The sequence below is a fragment of the Streptomyces sp. LX-29 genome, assembly GCF_029541745.1.
Classification (GTDB): Bacteria; Actinomycetota; Actinomycetes; order Streptomycetales; family Streptomycetaceae; genus Streptomyces.
Genome location: NZ_CP089746.1, coordinates 143,615 through 164,822, shown reverse-complemented (window position 1 = coordinate 164,822; position 21,208 = coordinate 143,615). Strand labels below are relative to the sequence as shown.

Genomic DNA, 21,208 nt, shown 5'->3' with positions numbered 1-21,208 from the left:
ACGGGGGCGGACGGATGCGGTTGGGCGAGAAGACGAGGCGTCGACGAAAGGGTGGCCGGGGGTGGTTGGCCTGCGTCGCGGCGCTCGGGATGACGGCCGCCCTCTCCGGATGTGCCGGGGACGGCGACGACGAGGCGCCTGAGGCACCCGTGTCCTTCGGAGCGGACTGGGACCGCGAGGCCGACCCGGGCACCCCGCACTCCATCGGCGGTGACGGCGTGCCACGCCTTCGGCTCACCCTGCCGGACGGGGTGGCCGTCGAGAAGGGCCACACCCTGGTGACCGCCCCCGGCACCCCGGCCGAATGCCGGGTCCCGCCTCAGCGGGCCGTCGACGAACACTGGAACGTCTACTACTCCTGGTACTCGGTTCCGACCTCCTGCAAGGTCGAGAAGGAGAGGAACGAGAATCCGCACAACGGCATGCACCCCCGCTACCGGACCGCCGCCGATATCCCACCCGCGGTGAACAAGACCGCTCGCACGGTGAGCACCCCGCTTGGCCCGGCGCGGGTGTTCAAGCAGAAGTTCTGGAGAGCGACCAACGAATATCGCTCCTTCTACGAACCGTTCGTGGTCATCACCCTGGACAAACCCGCCGACCCCAAGCACTCGACCCTGGTGTTCACGTCGGAAGAGGCCAAGATCTCGGAGACCGACCTGCTTCGGGTCGTCACCAAGGATCTGGCTCCCCGCTGAAGACCCCGCGCGGACCGAGGTGAGAGCGCGCCCCTTCGGCCGCGCCCTCGCCGTTCAGGAGGCGCGCTGGGGCTGCTAACGACTGCTGTGAACCCTGCGCTCACGGCCCGATCTCGAACTGGGGCGGCTTGAGGCCGGTGACGCATCCGGTGTTCGGGGCGGTCGGAGTGTCGAAGAAGGAAGCGGTGATCTCTTGGGCGCACCGTGAGGTGGCGAACACCACATGGGGCTCGTAGGGGACCGTGACGACCGTGGCGTGGCTCAGCGTACGGGCGACGTACGGGCCGTTGTCCGCCCCGGTCTGGGAGTCGAAGCCGCCCGACAGGGCGAGGGTGGGGATGTCGCTCCGTGTGACGTCGCGGATTGAGGGCGGCGCCGCGGGGATGTTCCAGACGGCGCAGTCCGGACGGAGGAAGGTGAGCTGCGGAGCCTGGGCCTGTACCGAGCGGGGGAACGACGGGAACGCCTCCTGCCCGGCCCGGATCACCTCGGCCTGGCTCTCGTACGGCACCCACTCACTGCAGAAGACGCCGTAGGCGAGCCCGTGGCCGACCCTGCCGAAGGCCTGGGGGCTGAGCCTGCCGCCCGCCCACTGCTCGGCGATCCGCTGCGGGTTGCCGTGGGCCAGTTCGTCGAGAGAACGGGGCACGCCCGGCGCCACATGGGTGGCGGAGGTCATCCAGTTCACCAGGGCTCCGCCGTCCAGGACGACCTTCACCGGCTCCGGGTGCCCGGGGACCGTGACGGTGGTGGTGACGGGGTGGGCTTCCAGTTCACGGACGAGGCGGTCGAAGGTGGCGGACAGGTTCGGATAGCGGCGGTCGCACGCGGGCTGCTCCGCGCATGCCTGGAAGAGACCGTCGAAGCCCTGCCGGGCGCTGCTCCAGGCCAGTGCCGACCCCGCCGTGGACGGCGGCAGGATGCCGTCGATGCCGACGGACCGGATGCCCTGGGGGTGTTGGCGCATGTAGATGAGCGCCAGGTGGGTGCCGTAGGAGATGCCGAACACGTTCCACTGGTCGACGCCCAGCGCTCCGCGCAGGTCCGCGTAGTCGGCGGCGCTCTCGGTGTCGTTGTAGGCGCCGAGGTCGACACCGCGGTCCGCCAACTGCTCGCGGCAGGTGCGCGTCGCCTCGACGTGCAGGCGCTCGGTGGACGGTGCGCCGAAGACGAGGCCGACCACGCGTGCGTTGAACTCGTCGATGTTGCGGCAGGTGAGCGCCGGGTCGGCCGAGTACGTCCCCCGCTGGGACATGAAGATCACGTCCCGGTCGCGGTTCAGGCCGCCGTCGATCGCCATCTGCGCCTCCCCGACCGCGTCGTCGCCCGGTCCACCGGCGAACCACACGATCGGGTCGGGTTTCGGTGTGGCGGCCGCCGCCGGCACGATCGCGACACCGAGGGTGATCGTTCGACCCTCGGGCTCGGCACGGTTCTCGGGCACGGTGAGCGTGCCGCAGCGGGCTTCTTGGAGGGCGGGGATCGGCTCCGGCGTCTTCGGGCAAGGGCCCGGCTCGAAGCGGGCATCGCCCACCGTCCGCGCGACGGTGCCGATTCCCGCTCCGGAGAAGGTGCTGGTGCCGTGTTCTGCGCGTGCGGGCGTCGCGAGCAGACCGGTGACGAGGATTCCGGTCGCCACCGCGGCTGGCGTGGCGTGGAGCCAACCGGTGCCGCGACGACGGGGCGGGTGGTGGAGTGCCATCTGACCTCCGGTCACTTCGGAATGATCGTGAACGGTTTCGGCGTGAGACCGGCCACGCAACCGGTGTCGGGCGCGGTCGGGCGAGCGAGGAACGAGGCCAGCACGCGCTGCGCGCAAGGCGATTGCGGGACCACCCAGTGTCCGATGCCGGGGACCTGTACGGAGGTCGAGCGGGACAGCGTACGGGCCGCGACCCGCGCCCAGCTCGCTCCGGTCTTCGTGTCGAATGTCCCGGAGACGAGGAGCGTCGGCACCGCGCTGACGGTGGCCACCCGCTGGAGGGATGTGCGGTCCGGAACGTCCCAGACGCGGCACGCCTGGTGCTGGAACGGAAGCTGCGGTGCCTGGGCCAGGACCGTGTCCGGCCACCCGGGGAAGGCCCGGCGCCCCGCCTTCAGCACGTCGGACGGCGTGGAGCCCGGCACCCACTCGCTGCACGCCACCGACTCCGTCAAGCCGTGGGCGTTCTCGCCGACGACCTGGACCGAGCCGGCCGCGCGGGCCTGCGCGAAGCGCTCCGGACGCCCGTGGGCGAGCTCCTCGATCGCCGCGGGGACGTCGGGGGGCGGGATGGCGTTGGCGACCAGCAGGTTCAGCAGTGCGCCCCCGTCGAGGACGACCTTCACCGGGTCTCCTCCGCGTGGCGGCCGGGCGTTCAGCGTCAGGGGCTGTGCTTCCAGCCTGCGCACCTGCTCGGTGAGGGTGCGACGGAGGTCCGGATAGCGGCTCTTGCAGCGGGGCTCGGCCGCGCACGCCTCAAGGAGGTTCTCGATCCCCTCCCGGGCACTGCTCCAGGTCCACGGCAGGGTTGCGACCTGCGGAGGTGTGACCGAGTCGATCGCCACCGCGCGAATCCCCCGAGGATGCTCGCGCAGGTAGGTGAGGGCCAGGTCGCTGCCGTAGGAGTACCCGTAGACGTTCCACCGGGGGATGCCCAGTGCCGTGCGCAGGCCGGCGAAGTCCGCGGCGTTCTCCGTGGTGTTGTAGGCGCTCAGGTCGATCCCGTCGGCCGCCAGACGGTTCCGGCACTGCTTCACCGAGTCCAGCAGGAGCCGTTCCGCCTGCGGCGAGGCGTAGCCGAGCCCCACGGACTCGGCGTAGAACCGGTCCATCTCCGGACAGGCGAGGTTCGGCTGCGAGTAGAGGTTGCCGCGCTGGGCCATGATGATCAGTGCGCGATCCCGGTTCAGGCCGGAGTCGACCAGGAAGGGAATGTCATCGAACGTGTCGCCGCCGGGGCCGCCCGCCATGAAGACCACCGGGTCCTCGGCGGGCTTCGCCGACACGGCGGGAATGACCGCCACGGCCAGCCGGATCGTCCGACTGCCAGGGTGCGCGCGGTTCTCCGGGACTTCCAGGAAGCCGCACCGTGCGGTGTTCAGCGCGGCGATCGGCTCCGGCGTCTTCGGGCAGGGACCGGGCACGAACCGCGACGGGGCGGTCGGGCCGTGCCCGGCGGTGTGGCTGTGTGGTGATGCGGCACTGCTCGATGTCAGTCCGAACGTCGGAGTCAGGCCGAACGCCGCCAGGAGCACGGCGGCCGCGGCAGCCGCCCCGGGCACGCGACCGGAGCGCCGTAGGACGCACCGGCGTGCCGCGCTCGTCCGCAGGGCTGTGCCCCTCTCCGGGGCGGATGACGGGCCGCTTGGACTGATGCTGCGCTCTGCCATGTGATCCCGCTCCTCTGCCAATCCACGGCTACCCGGTCGACAACGCCACAGCGGTACGGGGCGGAATGTGCGGTATTAGGACGATACCGGGTGAGGTGAACGCGCGCACACGGACAGCCGGAGCTCATCACCGGAGCCGCCGGCAAGGCCGTGTCGGCCGTGGCGGCGCCCCGTCAGGTGCGGCTCGGTGCCGGCTCCGGCTCGGAGAGGGGCGCTGCCGCGCGGCGCGGGAGCAGCAGCGGGGTCGCCAGCAGGAGCACGCCGGCCAGGCCGATGGCCGTACGCGGGCCGAGAAGGCCGCCCAGCACGCCCCAGAGCGCCGTCAGCAGCGCGGTCGTGGCCTTGGTCGTCACGGCCCATGCGGTCAGCGCGCGGGCGACCCGGGTGGTCGCGGTGCGTTCGAGGCGGTAGGTGGCGTGGACGGGGTTGAAGATCCCGCAGCAGAGGATGAGCCCGAGCTCGACGCCCATCACCAGCAGCAGACCTCCGGTGCCCGGCCCCGGGAAGGCCAGGCCGATGGGCCAGAGCGCGCGCAGCGCCCCGGCCACGACCAGGACCTGGTGCTGCCCGAACCGGGTGACGAGCGGTCGGGCCAGCCGCGAACCGAGCAGCCCGCCGATCGAGGGCGCGGCGAAGGCGAGGGCGTACTGCCACGGCGCGAACCCGAGTTGGCCGAGCATCAGGACGGCCAGCAGCGGCTGGGTGGCCATGACCAGGCCGTTGAACAAGGCGGTGTTGAAGAACAGCGGACGCAGCGTCGCGTCGGCGAGGATGTACCGCCACCCGTCGAGCAGGTCCCCAGCCCGCATGCGCGCGGCCTCCCGGCGCTCGGGCCGCGGCTCGTGCCCGCCCGTCGCGCGGATGCCCAGGGCCGAGAGCAGGTAGCTGACCGCGTCGGCCATCACCGTCGCCACCGGGCCGAGGAACCCGATCGCGGCGCCGCCCAGCGGCGGTCCGACGATCGTGGTCGTCCAGGCCGTGGACTCGAACCGGGCGTTGGCGACGAGCAGGTCCTCGGCCGGCAGCAGAGTCTTCAGGTACGCGCCGGACGCGGCGCGGAAGGTGATGTCGGCCGCCGCGACGACGACCGAGACCAGCAGGAGCTGAAGGAAGGTGAGCACGCCGAGCGCGTACGCGGCGGGGATCGTCAGCAGCGCCGCGCACCGCACCAGGTCCATCCCGATCAGCACGGACCTCTTGCGGCGGAACTCCACCCAGGGGCCGAGCGGCACCGCCACGGCCGCGCCCACCGCGGACCCCACGGAGGAGAGCGCGGCGACCTCGGCCGGTCCGGCGTGCAGCACCTGGATGGCGATCAGCGGGAACGCCCCGAAGGCGAGCCACGTGCCGAGCGCGCTGGTGCCGTACGCGGCCCAGAGCCACCCGAATGGCCGCCCCAACCGGTGCCCGTTCCTCACGCCCGACGCCTCTCGCCACTCACCCGCACCACCGATCCGCGATCGGAGGCATCAAAGCGAGCACCACGCCCGGGGATCAAACAACCGCAGGACCACCCGGCCACAACCAACGGTTGTGTCCCTAGGGTGTCGCTATGGACTTCGACGCCGTCCGGACCTTCGTCGTCGCCGCCGACGCGGGGCAGTTCCAGGAGGCCGCCGCCGAGCTGGCGGTGACCCAGCAGGCCGTCTCCAAGCGCATCGCCGCCCTGGAACGCCACCTCGGCGTGCGGCTGTTCACCCGCACGCCGCGCGGCGCCGAGCTCACCATCGACGGGCAGGCGTTCCTGCCCCACGCCCGGGAGCTGTTGCGCGTCGCCGAGCGCGCGGTCGCGTCCGTGCGCCCCGGCCACCGCCCGCTGCGCGTCGACGTGATCGCCTCGCGCGTCGCGCCGTCGGGCCTGATGCGCGGCTTCCACCGCGCGCACCCCGAGATCGACCTCGACGTGGTCATGCTGTCCGACATCGAAACGGCCGTCACCGCCATCCGGGCCGGTGAGATCGACGCCTCCTTCCGCGCCGTCGCCGCACCCGGTCGGCCCCTTCCCGAAGACATCGAGTCCATCCGGGTGCTCGACGAACCGCTCCAGCTCCTCATCGGCCCCGCCCACGCGCTGGCGGACGCCCGGTCGGTGACCGTCGCCCAGCTCGCCGGGCACCGGATCTGGATGCCCGGCATCGTCCCCGGGACCGAGTGGGCCGCCTACTACGACGACCTCGTCGCCGAGTTCGGCCTCACCATCGAGGCGACCGGCCCCAACTTCGGCTCCGACGCGCTCCTCGACACCATCGCCGACACCCCGGCCCTGGCGACCTTCATGGGCGAACACACCCGCCTCGTCTGGCCCGCCGACCACGGCCTGCGCCGCATCCCGGTGACCGACCCGACGCCCGTCTACCCGCACTCACTCCTCTGGCACCGCGACAACCCCCACCCGGCGCTGGCCACCCTCCGCGCCCACCTCGCCGCCACGGCGGCCGACCGCGACGCCGCCGGGACCTGGGCCCCGAGCTGGGTGATTCCCCGCTGAACGGCACCCGCCGGTCGGGACCGAACGCCGCGGCGGGTGATCCGGACGCGGCGGAGGTGTGGCGAGTGTCCGGACGCGGCGGAGGTGCGGCGGGTTTCATACATCACGCCGAACAAGTTGGCCGTGGCAACGAAAGATCAGACGGCGGATGCACCCCACTCGCCGGAATCGCATCCTTCCGGGTGATGGCCCCATCCCGATCATCCGAGAGGACACCCATGTCGCCCAGCCCGTCCCGAGGCGTGCGCCGCACCGTCTCCGGTCTCGCCACCGCCCTGCTGGCCCTGGCCGGTCCCCTGTTGGCCCCGGCCGTACCCGCGGCGGCCGCCGCCGGAACCGGGCAGGTCGCCACGGTCACCTACACGGCGGCGGAGCAGTCCGCCGCCCTCTCGCACTGGACGCCCGCGCGCATGAAGCAGGTCGGCCGCGACGTCGACCTGGGACGGACCGGACCGCTCAGCAAGCCCTGGACCGGCAAGGGCATCCCCAGCGTCGGCCGGCTCTTCTTCGTCAACTCCAGGGGCCAGGACACCTGGTGCACGGCCAGCGCCGTCACCAGCGGAAACCGCTCAGTGATCATGACGGCCGCCCACTGCGCGCGTCTCGGCTCCTCGCCCGCCAACACCTACAGCGACATCGTCTTCGTCCCCGGCTACGCCAAGGGCAAGGCGCCGTACGGTCGCTATGCCGTCAAGGCGACCATGACACCGCGCTCCTGGGCCGAGAACACCGTCAACGACGTGGCGGCGATGGTCGTCGCCACCCCGGCCAAGGGGAAGCGGCTCACCGACGCGGTGGGGGCACAGAACATCGCCTTCGGCCGTCCGGCCGGTGAGCGGGTCACCGCCTTCGGCTATCCGGGGACCACTCCCCAGCGGGGCGAGGAACTGCTGTACTGCGCCGGTACCTCTCAGCGCGCCCCCGAGGGCGAGCAGCGCGTCCCGTGCGACCTCGGCGGCGGCGCGAGCGGCGGTCCCTGGCTGGCCGGCTTCGACTCCGCCACCGGTAAGGGCACCGTGGTCTCGGTCAACAGCCACGGCGAGGGCAACGGCAGCTCCCCGATGTACGGGCCGACGTTCGACAAGACCGCGCGGGCCGTCTACGACGCCGCCCAGCGCGGCTGAGCGCCGGGGTTCCGGCCCGGCCGCAGCGCGGCGGACCGCCCCGGGGCCCGGAGGCTGTCATGGCGACGTCTCCGGGCCCCGTAGCCGCGTCCTCCGCAGGGCGCAGCCTCAGCCGCGTCCTGGGACTCACCCGTACCGGCCGGCGTGATCAGTAGGGGGCCGCCGAGTTGTTCTCAGCCCAGAGCTTCTCGGCGTCGGAGCCTGCCGGGGGCGGCACGATCCCGTTGATCATCCAGAGCTCGTCGCTGGTCTCGTCGATGTGGAACTCCCAGTGCAGCCCCGCGCTCCGTTCGAGGTGAGGCCGCAGCATGCCATTGATCCACTGGGCGGTCCGACGCCGGCTCTCCCGGTCGGGGTTGCGGCGGGCGATGTGATCGATGGTGATGCGGACCCCGACCGGGGTGGCCTCCCCACCGACGTAGAAGTCCTCGGACCGGGTCTCGTGGAACAGCGTGACCACGTAGAACCGGGGCAACCCGACCTTTTCGTAGTGGTCGGCGATGTCGGAGGCGAGTCGACGCTTCTCCGCCTCGGTGAAGGTCCCGGGCGTGTGGTGAATGGTCCACAGGGGCATGGCGGTTCGGTACTCCTCGAATGTCGGGATGGGTGTCAACGGGCGGCTGAGAAGGTCAGGTGCTCCACGGGCCCGGACAGCGCCGCCTTGGCGGCGACTGTGGCGTCGTCCGTGAGCACCTCCGCGGCCTCGGCCTCCAGGCCGTCGACGATCCGCGCGGCCACCTCGGCCGGCGTCGCCTTGGGAAGCTCGAAGGCGGAGACCATCTCGGTGTCGATGAACCCCGCGTGTACGCCGACGACCTCGGTGTTCTGACCCGCCAGTTCGAGTCGGAGCGAGTTCGTGACGGACCACGCCGCCGCCTTGGACGCCCCGTAGGCGCCGCTGCCGGCCAGCCAGGACAGCACGGAGTGCATGTTCACCAGTGCGCCCCCGCCGTTCGCGGCCAGGATCGGCGCGAACGCGCGTGCCACCCGCAGCAGCCCGAAGACGTTGACGTCGAACGTCGCGGTGACGCGCTCGAAGTCACCCGTCAGCAGCGGAGCCGGCAGCAGGGCTCCCGCGTTGTTGAACACGATCTCGACATCGGAGGCTTCCTTAGCGAGGGCGGCGACCGACGCCGCCGAGCGGACCTCCAGTTCGGCGGTGACCACCTCCGGACGGTGGTCGACGTACGCCGAGCGCGCGGTCGAGTACACCTTTCGCGCCCCGCGCGCCAGCACCTCGTCCACCAGCGCCGCGCCGAGTCCCCGCCGGCCCCCGGTCACCACGACCACCCTGCCTGCTACCGCGACCACAAGCACCCACCCCCATCTGGACAACCACACCTGGATAACGCTTTCGTTAGTCAGATGGAACCACGCCCCGCTGGATAACGCAATCGTTAGTTACAATGACGGGGTGGCGATGAAGTTCGAGGCACGGCTGCGCGACCGAGACGCATGGTCGATCGGCGACGGATGCTCGGCGGGGCGGGTGCTGGACCTGCTCAGCACCAAGACGGTGTTCCTGGTGGTCCGCGAGTGCTTCTACGGCACCACCAGGTTCGAGGACTTCGTGGATCGGATCGGGGCCTCGGCCCCCGCGGTGTCGCGGGCACTCAAACAGCTGAAGGCCGCGCAGATCGTCGAGCCCGTCCCCTACCGGGAGCCGGGGAGTCGGGCCCGCGACGAGTACCGACTGACCGAGGCCGGCGAGGACCTGCTGCCGGTGTTCCTGTCGCTGATGCAATGGGGCGACAAGCACCTACAGGAAGGCCGCCCGCCCCTGTCGTTCGCCGAGGCCGACACCGACCGTCCGATCCGGGTGCGCGTCACCGCCGACCCGGCGCCGGAAGCGCTGTCCGACGACATCGAGATCCGGCTGAACCCCGCCTGGCGCCGCGGCGCGGCGCCCAAGGCCGGACCAAGCGGCGTGTAGCCGAGCTTGGAGGTCTAGGCGAGCTTGGGGACTTCATCGCTGCTCCGGCCGCACCTCCGCCGTGACGGTGCCCGCGGCGGGCGTTCAGAGTTTGCGGGTGTCGCGGGGCTCCGCATACGGCTCCTCGTCGGGCGGGTGCCCGGTGTCGATGGCGCGGCCGCGTTCGAGTTCGGCGTCGAATTCCAGGCCGAGCAGGATGGCGATATTGGAGATCCACAGCCAGATCAGAAAGATGATCACCGAGGCCAGGCTGCCGTAGGTCCTGTTGTAGCTGCCGAAGTTCGCCACGTACAGCGCGAAGCCGGCGGAGGCGATGATCCAGATGAGTACGGCGAGGACGCTGCCGGGGGTGACCCAGCGGAAACCGCGCTTGACATTCGGTGACGCCCAGTACAGCAGGGCGATGATCAGGCTGAACAGGATGACCATCACCGGCCATTTGGCGATGTTCCACACGGCGACGGCCGTATCCCCGACGCCCAGGACCTGCCCGGTCTTCTCGGCCACGGTGCCTGTGAAGACGACGCCGACCGCGATCGCCGCCAGGAGCACCACGACGACGAGCGTGATGCCGAACCGGGTGGGCAGCGTCTTCCACACCGGCCGCCCCTCCCCGATGTCGTAGACCGCGTTGGAAGCGCGCATGAAGGCCGCGATGTATCCGGACGCCGACCACAGCGCGATCAGGGTGCCGATGACCAGCGCGATGCCGGCGCCGCCCTGGTTGTCCTGGATCTGCTTGAGCATGCTGTCGAGGATGTCGTGGGCGGCCCCCGGGGCCACGCCGCTCAGGTTGTCGATCAGCGACTGGATGCTGGAGGTCCCCAGCAGGCCCAGGATGGACACCAGGGCCAGCAGGGCGGGGAAGATCGAGAGCACCCCGTAGTAGGTGAGCGCGGCGCCCCAGTCGGTGAGGTTGTCGTCCCTGAACTCCCTCACGGTGCGTTTGAGCGCCCCCCGCCACGCCTTCCTGGGCAGGTCCGTGGGCCCATCGGCGGGCGACTTCCTGTCCGGCTCAGGACGGGAGGCGTCGGCCTGGGAGGCGCCGGCCTCGTCCGCGTTGTGTCCCATGGCTCCACTCCTCGGCTCCGCGCCTGCCCCGGCGCCGCCGCGTCAATCCGATGAAGAAGGCGTCGATCCGGGGCCGTGCGGCGACTGCCTGGGCCCGCGCGCGTGCCCTGGCGCGGTCTGCGGGCGGCCGCCGCGGCGACGGTCTTCCCCGCCTGCTGGGTCCGCCTGACCTGGTCGTGGCCGGCTTCTCGGGGGCGCGGACGCCGCAACCGCGCGCGGCATCGGCGCAAGCCGACCGGCATCTCTCTCCAGTGTCACGCGGGCCTCGGCGACCGTCTCCTCGACCGACTCGTTCACCACCGGCACGCCGCCCTCCGGATCGTGCGACGCATGGTGACGTCCAGGGGCCCGGATGGACCTTCTGTCTGCGCTGTCGGTCCACGATCCGGCGTTCAAGGACGTCCGGGCGTACGTCTCACAGTGGCCCATCTCCGCGGCGCGGCATCCGCCGCCAGGCGTCCACGATCGCATCGAAGCTCCTGTCAACCGCCCTCCCCGGCATCCGCGACGGACCCCGCCCAGAACGACCTCCTCTCAGCAGGCTTTCCCCTCACTCAGAGGAGTAGGCCGCCGTCGGCGGGCCTGAAGGCCGGCGCTCACCCGCCGCCGGGGGTGAAGCCACCGATGGTGCGCAGTCCCAGCTCGCGGTACAGCTCCTCCGGTGGTGTGGCACGCGCCTCGAGGTAGAGGTTCTCGAAGAAGGCCAGGAAGGGCGCCTGGCGGACCGCGCGCTCCGCCATGATGTACGGCTCCATCGCCTCCCACACCTGGGTGATCCGGAAGTTGAAGACGCCCAGCGCGACACGGGAGTCCATCATGTCCAGGGCGTGCATCATGCCGACACTCTCGTACATGAACGCGACGTTCCAGATGGCGTGTTGGGCCTGTTCGGGGAGGGCCGCGATGCCGCCCTCCGCCGGCGGCGGGTGCTCCGCTCCCAGACGGGTCACGACGTAGGTCTGGTCGCGCTGGAAATCCATGTCGCGGATGTCGCGGAAGTACACCTCCAGGATCGTGGTCAGCGCGCTCTGGGACCGCGCCTGGTGGTGCTGCCGCCAGGCGGCGAGGGCCGAGAGGACCAGGGCGATGAACGACACGCCGAGCGTGGCGACGTTGTACACGGCGGCTCCCGTCTGCACGGGTGGCCCCCCGTCACGGCGGACGATGCTCCGGCGCGCTCCGCGAGGTCCAGGCGACCACGGTGGTGACCTCAAGTGAGCCTAGTCCGGGCGAAGTTCGCGCGACGGCGGTTTCGGGGCGGCCGGGCCGTCGAAGCGCACCGCGCCGAGGCTGACAGCTCAGGGACGACTCACACCAGACCGGCGACGAATCTCCGACTCAGGACATCGGGAACTGTCCGGCGGACCTTGGCTGACGGTCGCCAGCAGGCGTGTCACCAGGGGGTTGGGGTCGTTCTTGCGCCAAGCGACGGCGACGGCGACTCGCGTGCGGGCGGTGCCGCCATGCCCGTGCCCTGGTGGACGGCGACTGGGTGCACGTATCCGGGGCGACGCCACTCCCTGCTCGGCTACGCGCTCGCCACGCCGCCGTACGGCGTGACCGGCCCGTGCGCGACGGCGCGTCCCCAGGGCCCCGGGCCGGCGAGGTCGGCGGCGGGGTCGACCGCTCAGCCTCCCAGGTGGCGTCAGCCCCGGCGCGCTGATCGGGAGCGGTAGCCGGCGATCTTGGCGAGGTTGCCGCAGCGTTCCATGGAGCACCAGCGTCTGCGGCGGGCTTGGGAGTCGTCGAGGAAGAGCAGGGAGCACTCCGGGCGCTCACACTCTTTGACCCGCTCCATCAAGGGGCCGCCGACCAGCAGCATGGCGTCGCGCGCGATGGTGGAGAGCGCGGCGGGTACCGCGTGGTCGGCCCGCCGGCGCAGGGACATCCTGCCGGGCTCCTCGCCGGCACACACGAGTTGGGGTACGAGGTCGGGCCGGGCGGCGGCGGCATTGACGGTATCCAGGTCGGCCGCTTCCGGGGTCCGCTGACGCATCGCGGCGGTGAGCAGCCCGAATATCGCCTCTCGCAGTCGGCGGGCGTCCGCCAGTTCCTGATCGGTGACGGGCAATCCCTCGGGCGGCGTGGGGAGGAGCCCGGCCTCGTCGAACCAGCGGGCGAGTGCTTCGGGGAGGGGGAGACGTTCGATGCGATCGGTGTGCCGTTTGCCGAGCGTGGCGACGAAGTTCAGGCAGGCGCGGCCCCCGATGAACGGAAAGGCGAGGAGAGGGTCGGGGCCCCCGTCCGCGGGTGCTTCTGGTCGCGTCGGATTCATGCGTCGATCTTAACGCTTGACACCTCCTGATGCGGTGTCGGAGAGTGACACCCGTTGAACCGGTGTTCCGGCCTGGATGTCCCGGCCGGCGTCATGAAGAGGGGTGGAGCGTTATGCGTGCCGTGCGGATCGAGGAGTTCGGTGGGCCTGAGGTGCTGGTGCCGGTCGAGGTGGCCGACCCGGTGGCGGGGCCCGGTGAGGTTCTGGTGCGGATCGAGGCGGCGGGGGTGAACCGGGCGGACGTGCTGACCCGCACCGGCCGCTACCACCGGGCGGGCCGGCCTCCGCTGATCCCCGGACTGGAGGCCGCCGGCACGGTGGTCGCCGTCGGTGAGGGTGTGAGCGGGATCGCGGCCGGGCAGCGCGTCATGGCCATGGGCCCGGTGAACGAGCCCGGTTTCTACGCGGAACTCGCCGCGGTGCCGGCGGCGCAGGTGACCGTCCTGCCGGACGGGGTCGGGATGACCGAGGCCGCGGCGCTGCCGGTGGCCTGGCTGACCGCCTGGCTGTGCCTGCGGCGGGTCGCGCGGGTCACCGTGGGGGAGACGGTGGTGGTGCATGCGGCGGCCAGCGGTGTGGGCAGCGCGGCGGTGCAGATCGCGGTGGACGCGGGAGCCCGTGTCATCGCGCTCGCGAGCTCGGCCGACAAGACCGCCTGGGCGAGCGAACTGGGTGCTCAGGACACCATCGACACCTCCGAGCACCCGGGCGAGGCGGCGGTGGAGGAGGTGCTGCGGCTGACGGCCGGGCAGGGCGCGGACGTCGTACTCGACACGGTCGGAGGCGCGGTGTTCGCCCAGAGTCTGCGGCAGGTCGGCTACGCGGGGCGGGTCGTGACCCTCGCGAACGTGGCGCTGGAACCGAGCACGGTGAACACCCTCGACTTCTACCCGAAGAACGTGACCATCCACGGCTTCCAGCTGACGAACCGGCTGGAGCACGGCTACGCGCCCGGCGATGACCTGAACGAGATCGCCCGACGCGTCGCCGAGGGCACCTTCCGCGTCCCGGTGGAGGCCACCTTCCCGCTCGCCGAGGCGAGCCGGGCCCACCAGCGGCTGGAGCGGCGGAGTAACCGCGGCAAGGTCGTCCTCACGATGGACTGAACACCGCGGCCCGGCCGCTGCCTCCGCGGCCGGGCCGTCGACCTGTCACCCGACCCGTCGGACACCGCCTCATCTCTCGACCGGCAAGCGGGCCGGGACGTACGGGGCACACAGGCCGCCGATGTTCCGCAGGTGGTACCCACCGTCTGCCACAGCTGCTTGGCGTGGCATACGCGCCCCGGGTGCGGAGCGGGTGTTGGGCACCAAGTCGTACGACAAGCTCCGGGGCCGCCGTGGTCAGTGGCCGTCCACGCCGTCACCGGGAACGGCGTCCTGGGGCCTGGTGTGCCAGTTGGTGACGATCGGCTTGTCGACGGTGATGCTGCCGGTGTTCAGGCTGACCGGGTCGGTCTGGTCGTCCCTGCTCACCGCGACAATGATCTGGTTCAGCTCCTTGCCGTCATCGGTGTTGGTGGTCTTGGGGTTCACCCCGGCATAGGCGGTGGTGGCGCCACTCAGCTTCACCTCCTCACCGACGGCCTGCTCGGCCGGCCCCGCTTCGGTGCCGTCGGACCCGAACGCCACTACCGGAAGCGCAGCCGGGAGCATGCAGGTGACGCCCGGCTTGGCCTTCACCGAGATCAGGATGTAGCCGCCGGCCTGGCTCTCTGATGTGGCCCCCCACGTCAGGTCGTTGGTGCCACAGACCTGCCCGTAGCCGCTCTTGTCACCGCCCCCGCTGTCGCCTGTCGCGCCGCCGTTGTCGCCTGTCGCGCCGCCGCTGTTCCCGGACGCGCCGCCACCTGTCGAACTCCCGCCTTCCGCCCCTGTCGGGGTGTTCTTGGAGCCGGAGCCCTCGGCGTGGCCTCCCGAGCCGCCGTCGGTCTTCTGTCCCTTGTCCGCGGACTGCGCCGCGCTGGGCGAGGACGAGGCATCGGCGGAGTCGGTGCCGTCCTCGCAGGCGCTCAGCGACAAGACGGCGGCCACCGTCATGGCGGCCAGGGCGGTCGTGCGGATGCGGTTCTTGCGCATGGGCGCTCCCCCGTGGATCGGACTGCTTCAGCCGGACACAGCGCAGGCGTGCGCCCTGTCGGCAATCAGCTTCGAATACCGGGTTGGCGTTCTGCTAACGGACCGCTACTGATCTTTTCGTAAGTTCAGTGGGTGTGGTGGCGGTGTGGGTGGGAGGCTGTCGGGGTGGCTTATCAACCTTCACCTTCGGCTGCCGGTGCCTCCCTTCCTCCTTTGTCGCGGCCTCAGTTGGCGGAGGCACGTCGTGTTCGGGCGGTCGAGTTGTTCGAGGACGGTGTCTCGAATGCGGAGATCGCGCGGGCGGTGGGGGTGTGTGCGGAGAGCGTGCGGCGATGGCGGCGGGCGTGGGAGGAAGGTGGTGCTTCGGCCTTGCGTCGGCGTGCGGCCACCGGTCGTCCGCCCAAGCTGGACGACGCCCAGGTCGAGACCGTCCGGGCCGCGTTGGAGCGGGGTGCCCAGGCTCATGGTTTCGAGGCCGACCTGTGGACCCTGGAGCGAGTCGGTGACGTCGTGGAGCGGGTGACGGGGGTGGTGCTGTCGAGGGCGTCGGTGTGGCGGTTGCTGACCGGCCGGCTCGGATGGAGTCTGCAGCGGCCCGAGCGGCGGGCGGTGGAGAGGGACGAGTCGGAGATCGCCCGTTGGATCGCGCACGAGTGGCCGCGGATCAAAAAGGGGCCGTGAACACACGTGCCTGGATCGTGTTCCTCGACGAATCGGGCGTCTCCCTGCTGCCTCAGATCCGCCGCACCTACGCACCCCGAGGTCGCACCCCGCTGCTGCGGCACCGGTTGAACTGGAAGCGGGCGTCGATGGCCGGGGCCCTGGGATACCACTCCACCGACCCCGATCGAGGGGCCCGCCTGTGCTTCCATCTCAAGCCCGGCAGCTACGACACCACCGCCCTCATCGAGGTCCTGGAGCAGATGAAGGTGTTCTACCGCGGCGAGCGGGTGGTCCTGGTCTGGGACGGCCTGTCCGCCCACTGGAGCCGGGCGATGCGCGCCTGGGTCGCCGACCAGGACTGGCTCACGCTGGAGCGATTACCCGCCTACGCTCCCGAGCTGAACCCGGTGGAGCTGCTGTGGTCCTCACTCAAGAAACGTGAACTCGCCAACCTCGCCGGCGACCACCTCGCCGATGTCGCCGACGCCACCGAACAAGGCATCCACCGCATCAACCACAACCCACAACTGCCATGGTCCTTCCTCGCCCACACCGGCCTGACCATCCACCCACCACACCCACCGAACTTACGAGAAGATCAGTACTGATCTTTTCGTAAGTTCAGTGGGTGTGGTGGCGGTGTGGGTGGGAGGCTGTCGGGGTGGCTTATCAACCTTCACCTTCGGCTGCCGGTGCCTCCCTTCCTCCTTTGTCGCGGCCTCAGTTGGCGGAGGCACGTCGTGTTCGGGCGGTCGAGTTGTTCGAGGACGGTGTCTCGAATGCGGAGATCGCGCGGGCGGTGGGGGTGTGTGCGGAGAGCGTGCGGCGATGGCGGCGGGCGTGGGAGGAAGGTGGTGCTTCGGCCTTGCGTCGGCGTGCGGCCACCGGTCGTCCGCCCAAGCTGGACGACGCCCAGGTCGAGACCGTCCGGGCCGCGTTGGAGCGGGGTGCCCAGGCTCATGGTTTCGAGGCCGACCTGTGGACCCTGGAGCGAGTCGGTGACGTCGTGGAGCGGGTGACGGGGGTGGTGCTGTCGAGGGCGTCGGTGTGGCGGTTGCTGACCGGCCGGCTCGGATGGAGTCTGCAGCGGCCCGAGCGGCGGGCGGTGGAGAGGGACGAGTCGGAGATCGCCCGTTGGATCGCGCACGAGTGGCCGCGGATCAAAAAGGGGCCGTGAACACACGTGCCTGGATCGTGTTCCTCGACGAATCGGGCGTCTCCCTGCTGCCTCAGATCCGCCGCACCTACGCACCCCGAGGTCGCACCCCGCTGCTGCGGCACCGGTTGAACTGGAAGCGGGCGTCGATGGCCGGGGCCCTGGGATACCACTCCACCGACCCCGATCGAGGGGCCCGCCTGTGCTTCCATCTCAAGCCCGGCAGCTACGACACCACCGCCCTCATCGAGGTCCTGGAGCAGATGAAGGTGTTCTACCGCGGCGAGCGGGTGGTCCTGGTCTGGGACGGCCTGTCCGCCCACTGGAGCCGGGCGATGCGCGCCTGGGTCGCCGACCAGGACTGGCTCACGCTGGAGCGATTACCCGCCTACGCTCCCGAGCTGAACCCGGTGGAGCTGCTGTGGTCCTCACTCAAGAAACGTGAACTCGCCAACCTCGCCGGCGACCACCTCGCCGATGTCGCCGACGCCACCGAACAAGGCATCCACCGCATCAACCACAACCCACAACTGCCATGGTCCTTCCTCGCCCACACCGGCCTGACCATCCACCCACCACACCCACCGAACTTACGAGAAGATCAGTACTGATCTTTTCGTAAGTTCAGTGGGTGTGGTGGCGGTGTGGGTGGGAGGCTGTCGGGGTGGCTTATCAACCTTCACCTTCGGCTGCCGGTGCCTCCCTTCCTCCTTTGTCGCGGCCTCAGTTGGCGGAGGCACGTCGTGTTCGGGCGGTCGAGTTGTTCGAGGACGGTGTCTCGAATGCGGAGATCGCGCGGGCGGTGGGGGTGTGTGCGGAGAGCGTGCGGCGATGGCGGCGGGCGTGGGAGGAAGGTGGTGCTTCGGCCTTGCGTCGGCGTGCGGCCACCGGTCGTCCGCCCAAGCTGGACGACGCCCAGGTCGAGACCGTCCGGGCCGCGTTGGAGCGGGGTGCCCAGGCTCATGGTTTCGAGGCCGACCTGTGGACCCTGGAGCGAGTCGGTGACGTCGTGGAGCGGGTGACGGGGGTGGTGCTGTCGAGGGCGTCGGTGTGGCGGTTGCTGACCGGCCGGCTCGGATGGAGTCTGCAGCGGCCCGAGCGGCGGGCGGTGGAGAGGGACGAGTCGGAGATCGCCCGTTGGATCGCGCACGAGTGGCCGCGGATCAAAAAGGGGCCGTGAACACACGTGCCTGGATCGTGTTCCTCGACGAATCGGGCGTCTCCCTGCTGCCTCAGATCCGCCGCACCTACGCACCCCGAGGTCGCACCCCGCTGCTGCGGCACCGGTTGAACTGGAAGCGGGCGTCGATGGCCGGGGCCCTGGGATACCACTCCACCGACCCCGATCGAGGGGCCCGCCTGTGCTTCCATCTCAAGCCCGGCAGCTACGACACCACCGCCCTCATCGAGGTCCTGGAGCAGATGAAGGTGTTCTACCGCGGCGAGCGGGTGGTCCTGGTCTGGGACGGCCTGTCCGCCCACTGGAGCCGGGCGATGCGCGCCTGGGTCGCCGACCAGGACTGGCTCACGCTGGAGCGATTACCCGCCTACGCTCCCGAGCTGAACCCGGTGGAGCTGCTGTGGTCCTCACTCAAGAAACGTGAACTCGCCAACCTCGCCGGCGACCACCTCGCCGATGTCGCCGACGCCACCGAACAAGGCATCCACCGCATCAACCACAACCCACAACTGCCATGGTCCTTCCTCGCCCACACCGGCCTGACCATCCACCCACCACACCCACCGAACTTACGAGAAGATCAGTAATGCGGTGCGTCAGTGCGTCAGTGCATCGGTGCACCGCGGCGCACCGGTCCTGACGTTCTCGCGACGTTCTCGCACCCGCTGTGATTCCATCCGCAACGTGCCGCGGCACGACCGTGTTGGTGTGGTGTCGGGTGTTCGTGGTTCAGTCGCGGGTGTGCTTGGTCGGGCTGCCCGGGCGGGGGTCGTGGTACTCGTCGGCGAGTAGCGAATCCATGGTGCCACGCAGGTGGTTGATGAAGTCCTCGAAGTCTTCGAGTTGTTGACGGCTGTATTGCGACATTTCGGTGGCCATGCGTCGGGTGTAGGGGCCGAAGAACTCTTCCGCCCGTGGTTTGATCTCGGGGCTGCTGCGGAGTGTCACGATGCGGCGGTCGGTGTGTTCGCGGCTGCGCACGATGTGTCCGGCCGCTTCGAGGCGGTTGAGTAGGGCGGTCGTGGCGCCTGATGAGAGTGAGACGCGCTGACTGAGCCGGGCGGGGGACAGGGGATTCCCCTGGTCTTCCGCGTACAGGATCTCGGCGAGAGCCGCCGCGTCGGTGGAGTGCAGCCCCAGCCAGGTCGCGAATCGCTGAGTGAAGTCGGTGTAGTTGGCGCCGAAGGCGCGCAGGCCGTCCATAAGGCGGTTGCGCTGAGCCTCCGTGGTTGCGTGCTTCTCTTCTCTCATCACCCTTGCCTCGCTGTCCGATCCGCGCTGGTGGTGTGCCTCATCCCTTGAGTTTGACAACCTACCCCGCCCGCTTTACCTTCACCATAAAGATACTTCATAGTGGAGGTACTGTCTTGGGTGAGCAACCCCCCACCAAGCGGCAGTGGTTAGGTCTCATGGCTGTGTCCATGGGTGTGGCCTTGATCGTCGTGGACATCACCATTGTCAACGTGATCCTCGCGCCGATCATCGAGGAGTTGGAGATCGACTCGGCCGAGGCTCAGTGGATTCAGGAGTCCTACGCCATCGCGTTCGCCGCGCTTCTCCTGCTCACCGGGCGCCTGTCCGATCTGCACGGCGCCCGAAGGATCTTCATCGTCGGCCTGGCCCTGTTCGGCGTGACGAGCTTGCTGGCCGCGGTCGCCCCGACCGGAGGGGGGCTCATCCTGGCTCGCGCCCTGCAGGGCATCGCCGGAGCCATGATCCTTCCGGCGTCGCTGGCCTTGGTGAACGCGACCTTCTCGGGCAAGGCGCGAAGTCAGGCGTTTGCCGTCTGGGGGTCGACCATCGGCGCCGCCGCGGCCGTCGGCCCTGTGCTGGGTGGCCGGCTCGCGGACCTCTCCTGGCGCTGGGCCTTCGGCATCAACATCCCCTTGGTGGTGCTCATCGCGGTAGGCGTCATGGTCTACCTGCCCGCCTCGGTCCGTAGGCGGGGGCGGGTGGACGGTCTCGGCGCCGTCCTGTCGGCGGTCGGACTCGGACTGCTGGCGTTCGCGCTGATCGAGGGCCGCACCTATGGCTGGCTCCTCACCACCGAGCCGCTGGACATCGGCGGACTGTCGTGGAGCGGAGGCCCATCCCCTGTCTTCGTCTCATGTGTCGGGTCGGCCGTCACCCTGTGGGGGTTCTGGCGTCGGCAGGCGGTGCTCAGTCGCGGCAAGGAGGAGCCGTTGATGGACGTGGAGTTGTTCTCCATCGCCTCGTTCCGCAACGGCAACCTCGTCACGTTGATGGTCGGTCTCGGCGAGTTCGGCATCATCGCCGTGTTGCCGCTCTGGCTGCAGTTCACCCTGGGCTACAGCTCGTTCGAGGCGGGCCTCGCGCTGGGTGCGCTCGCGGTGGGCAGCCTCGTGTCGAGCGGCGCGAGTTTCCAGATGGCCATGAAGGTTTCGGCTCTTGCGCAGGTGCGCATCGGCCTGGTGCTGGAAACCGTTGGCATGGTAGCGCTGGGGCTGATCGCGACAACCAGCGGTGTGTGGTGGCTGATCGCGAGCGCATTGTGTGTCTATGGCATCGGGGTGGGGTTCGCCACCGCCCAGGTCACCAACATCGTTTTGGCGGAGGTGCCGCCCGAGCGAGCCGGACAAGCCTCGGGTATCCAGAGCGCGGCACGTGAACTGGGGTCCGCGCTCGGCATCGCGTTCCTCACCACGTTGTTCTTCAGCACGCTCGCCTCCGACCTACGGGAGGACCTTACCGAGGACGGTGTCCCCGCACAGGCTGCCGAGCGCATCAGTGGGGCCGTGACGGAGAGCGCCGGCTCGGCGATTCCTTCTCTCGCGGACGATCCGAAGACCGCGAAGGTCGCGGAAGTCGCCCGTGAGGCGATGACGGGTGGGCTCGTGATCTCCAGTTACCTGTGCGCGGCGCTGTTGGCGCTCGCGCTGCTGGCCACGCTGTTCGTGGCTCCCCGCAACGCCGGCGACTCCGTCAGCGTGCACCGCGAGCCTTCGAAGGAGCGGCAGCCGAGTTCGCACTGAACCACCGGAGGGGTTTCCGTAATCGGGGCCCTCTGCTGGCCTGGATCAAGCCGGTCTGGATCCAGGTGGGTGATCCGGCTTCCCAGCCACCGGCAGGCTTGGGCGGAGCGGCCGTCGTACGACGGACGGGGTCGACACCTTCGACCTGACTGCGGACGTGGTCGTCGCACCTCACCT

Annotated in this window: 22 protein-coding genes; 12 read left to right on the top strand and 10 right to left on the bottom strand. The window is 70.1% G+C overall.

Annotation, left to right across the window (positions count from 1 at the left end):
• Window positions 1-65 precede the first annotated feature (65 nt).
• Window positions 66-698 carry a hypothetical protein gene (locus LRS74_RS00835; protein WP_277739102.1) on the top strand — a complete coding sequence of 211 codons (633 nt, stop codon included), beginning with the start codon at window positions 66-68 and terminating at the stop codon, window positions 696-698.
• 100 nt (window positions 699-798) lie between these two features.
• Here the strand turns inward: LRS74_RS00835 and LRS74_RS00830 are convergent, their stop codons facing one another.
• The 3 genes from LRS74_RS00830 to LRS74_RS00820 form a co-directional block, all read right to left on the bottom strand.
• A complete protein-coding gene (locus LRS74_RS00830; protein ID WP_277739101.1) occupies window positions 799-2,400 on the bottom strand; it encodes an alpha/beta fold hydrolase in 1,602 nt (533 codons plus the stop codon).
• Window positions 2,401-2,411: 11 nt separating this feature from the next.
• A complete protein-coding gene (locus LRS74_RS00825; RefSeq protein ID WP_277739100.1) occupies window positions 2,412-3,824 on the bottom strand; it encodes an alpha/beta fold hydrolase in 1,413 nt (470 codons plus the stop codon).
• 419 nt (window positions 3,825-4,243) lie between these two features.
• Window positions 4,244-5,488 carry an MFS transporter gene (locus LRS74_RS00820; protein ID WP_277739099.1) on the bottom strand — a complete coding sequence of 415 codons (1,245 nt, stop codon included), beginning with the start codon at window positions 5,486-5,488 and terminating at the stop codon, window positions 4,244-4,246.
• A gap of 134 nt (window positions 5,489-5,622) precedes the next feature.
• Between LRS74_RS00820 and LRS74_RS00815 the strand changes: the two genes are divergently transcribed.
• Both LRS74_RS00815 and LRS74_RS00810 read left to right on the top strand, forming a co-directional pair.
• Window positions 5,623-6,558 carry a LysR family transcriptional regulator gene (locus LRS74_RS00815; protein ID WP_277739098.1) on the top strand — a complete coding sequence of 312 codons (936 nt, stop codon included), beginning with the start codon at window positions 5,623-5,625 and terminating at the stop codon, window positions 6,556-6,558.
• 218 nt (window positions 6,559-6,776) lie between these two features.
• Window positions 6,777-7,682: a peptidase gene (locus tag LRS74_RS00810; protein WP_277739097.1), complete on the top strand. Its 906-nt coding sequence runs from the start codon at window positions 6,777-6,779 to the stop codon at window positions 7,680-7,682.
• Window positions 7,683-7,830: 148 nt separating this feature from the next.
• Here the strand turns inward: LRS74_RS00810 and LRS74_RS00805 are convergent, their stop codons facing one another.
• Window positions 7,831-8,256: a tautomerase family protein gene (locus LRS74_RS00805; RefSeq protein ID WP_277739096.1), complete on the bottom strand. Its 426-nt coding sequence runs from the start codon at window positions 8,254-8,256 to the stop codon at window positions 7,831-7,833.
• Window positions 8,257-8,291: 35 nt separating this feature from the next.
• The gene (locus LRS74_RS00800) at window positions 8,292-9,017 is read right to left on the bottom strand and encodes an SDR family oxidoreductase (protein WP_277739095.1); all 726 of its coding nucleotides are present in this window, start codon (window positions 9,015-9,017) and stop codon (window positions 8,292-8,294) included.
• 85 nt (window positions 9,018-9,102) lie between these two features.
• Here LRS74_RS00800 and LRS74_RS00795 point away from each other — a divergent pair, with 85 nt between their 5' ends.
• Window positions 9,103-9,615, top strand: coding sequence for a helix-turn-helix domain-containing protein (locus LRS74_RS00795; protein ID WP_277744549.1), 513 nt, complete (start codon window positions 9,103-9,105; stop codon window positions 9,613-9,615).
• An 84-nt stretch (window positions 9,616-9,699) separates the two neighbouring features.
• Here LRS74_RS00795 and LRS74_RS00790 read toward each other — a convergent pair whose 3' ends face one another.
• The 3 genes from LRS74_RS00790 to LRS74_RS00780 all read right to left on the bottom strand — a co-directional run bounded on the left by LRS74_RS00790 (window position 9,700) and on the right by LRS74_RS00780 (window position 12,961).
• The gene (locus LRS74_RS00790) at window positions 9,700-10,686 is read right to left on the bottom strand and encodes a YihY/virulence factor BrkB family protein (RefSeq protein ID WP_277739094.1); all 987 of its coding nucleotides are present in this window, start codon (window positions 10,684-10,686) and stop codon (window positions 9,700-9,702) included.
• A 596-nt stretch (window positions 10,687-11,282) separates the two neighbouring features.
• Entirely contained in the window at window positions 11,283-11,825 is a 543-nt protein-coding gene (locus tag LRS74_RS00785; RefSeq protein WP_277739093.1) for a hypothetical protein, read from the bottom strand.
• Window positions 11,826-12,331: 506 nt separating this feature from the next.
• Entirely contained in the window at window positions 12,332-12,961 is a 630-nt protein-coding gene (locus LRS74_RS00780; RefSeq protein ID WP_277739092.1) for an ABATE domain-containing protein, read from the bottom strand.
• Window positions 12,962-13,074: 113 nt separating this feature from the next.
• Between LRS74_RS00780 and LRS74_RS00775 the strand changes: the two genes are divergently transcribed.
• The gene (locus LRS74_RS00775; protein ID WP_277739091.1) at window positions 13,075-14,067 is read left to right on the top strand and encodes a zinc-binding alcohol dehydrogenase family protein; all 993 of its coding nucleotides are present in this window, start codon (window positions 13,075-13,077) and stop codon (window positions 14,065-14,067) included.
• A 237-nt stretch (window positions 14,068-14,304) separates the two neighbouring features.
• Here LRS74_RS00775 and LRS74_RS00770 read toward each other — a convergent pair whose 3' ends face one another.
• Window positions 14,305-15,039 (bottom strand): DUF4232 domain-containing protein, encoded by a 735-nt coding sequence (locus LRS74_RS00770; protein ID WP_277739090.1) that lies wholly within the window; start codon window positions 15,037-15,039, stop codon window positions 14,305-14,307.
• Window positions 15,040-15,408: 369 nt separating this feature from the next.
• On the opposite strand from LRS74_RS00770, the gene LRS74_RS00765 reads away from it, so the two are divergent.
• The 6 genes from LRS74_RS00765 (at window position 15,409) to LRS74_RS00740 (ending at window position 18,625) form a co-directional block, all read left to right on the top strand.
• The gene (locus LRS74_RS00765) at window positions 15,409-15,720 is read left to right on the top strand and encodes a winged helix-turn-helix domain-containing protein (RefSeq protein WP_277739088.1); all 312 of its coding nucleotides are present in this window, start codon (window positions 15,409-15,411) and stop codon (window positions 15,718-15,720) included.
• Window positions 15,717-16,310 (top strand): IS630 family transposase, encoded by a 594-nt coding sequence (locus LRS74_RS00760; protein WP_277739089.1) that lies wholly within the window; start codon window positions 15,717-15,719, stop codon window positions 16,308-16,310. The genes LRS74_RS00765 and LRS74_RS00760 overlap by 4 nt, the downstream gene beginning before the upstream one ends.
• Window positions 16,311-16,567: 257 nt before the next feature.
• The gene (locus LRS74_RS00755; RefSeq protein ID WP_277739088.1) at window positions 16,568-16,879 is read left to right on the top strand and encodes a winged helix-turn-helix domain-containing protein; all 312 of its coding nucleotides are present in this window, start codon (window positions 16,568-16,570) and stop codon (window positions 16,877-16,879) included.
• Window positions 16,876-17,469, top strand: a complete 594-nt coding sequence (locus LRS74_RS00750) for an IS630 family transposase (protein ID WP_277739089.1) — start codon at window positions 16,876-16,878, stop codon at window positions 17,467-17,469. Before LRS74_RS00755 ends, LRS74_RS00750 begins: the two co-directional genes overlap by 4 nt.
• 257 nt (window positions 17,470-17,726) lie before the next feature.
• Window positions 17,727-18,038: a winged helix-turn-helix domain-containing protein gene (locus tag LRS74_RS00745; RefSeq protein ID WP_277739088.1), complete on the top strand. Its 312-nt coding sequence runs from the start codon at window positions 17,727-17,729 to the stop codon at window positions 18,036-18,038.
• On the top strand, window positions 18,035-18,625 hold the full coding sequence (locus tag LRS74_RS00740) for an IS630 family transposase (RefSeq protein ID WP_277739087.1): 591 nt from the start codon (window positions 18,035-18,037) through the stop codon (window positions 18,623-18,625). The genes LRS74_RS00745 and LRS74_RS00740 overlap by 4 nt, the downstream gene beginning before the upstream one ends.
• Window positions 18,626-18,767: 142 nt before the next feature.
• Here the strand turns inward: LRS74_RS00740 and LRS74_RS00735 are convergent, their stop codons facing one another.
• On the bottom strand, window positions 18,768-19,289 hold the full coding sequence (locus tag LRS74_RS00735; protein WP_277739086.1) for a MarR family transcriptional regulator: 522 nt from the start codon (window positions 19,287-19,289) through the stop codon (window positions 18,768-18,770).
• A gap of 158 nt (window positions 19,290-19,447) precedes the next feature.
• Between LRS74_RS00735 and LRS74_RS00730 the strand changes: the two genes are divergently transcribed.
• Entirely contained in the window at window positions 19,448-21,031 is a 1,584-nt protein-coding gene (locus tag LRS74_RS00730) for an MFS transporter (protein WP_277739085.1), read from the top strand.
• The last annotated feature ends 177 nt before the right edge of the window (window positions 21,032-21,208 follow it).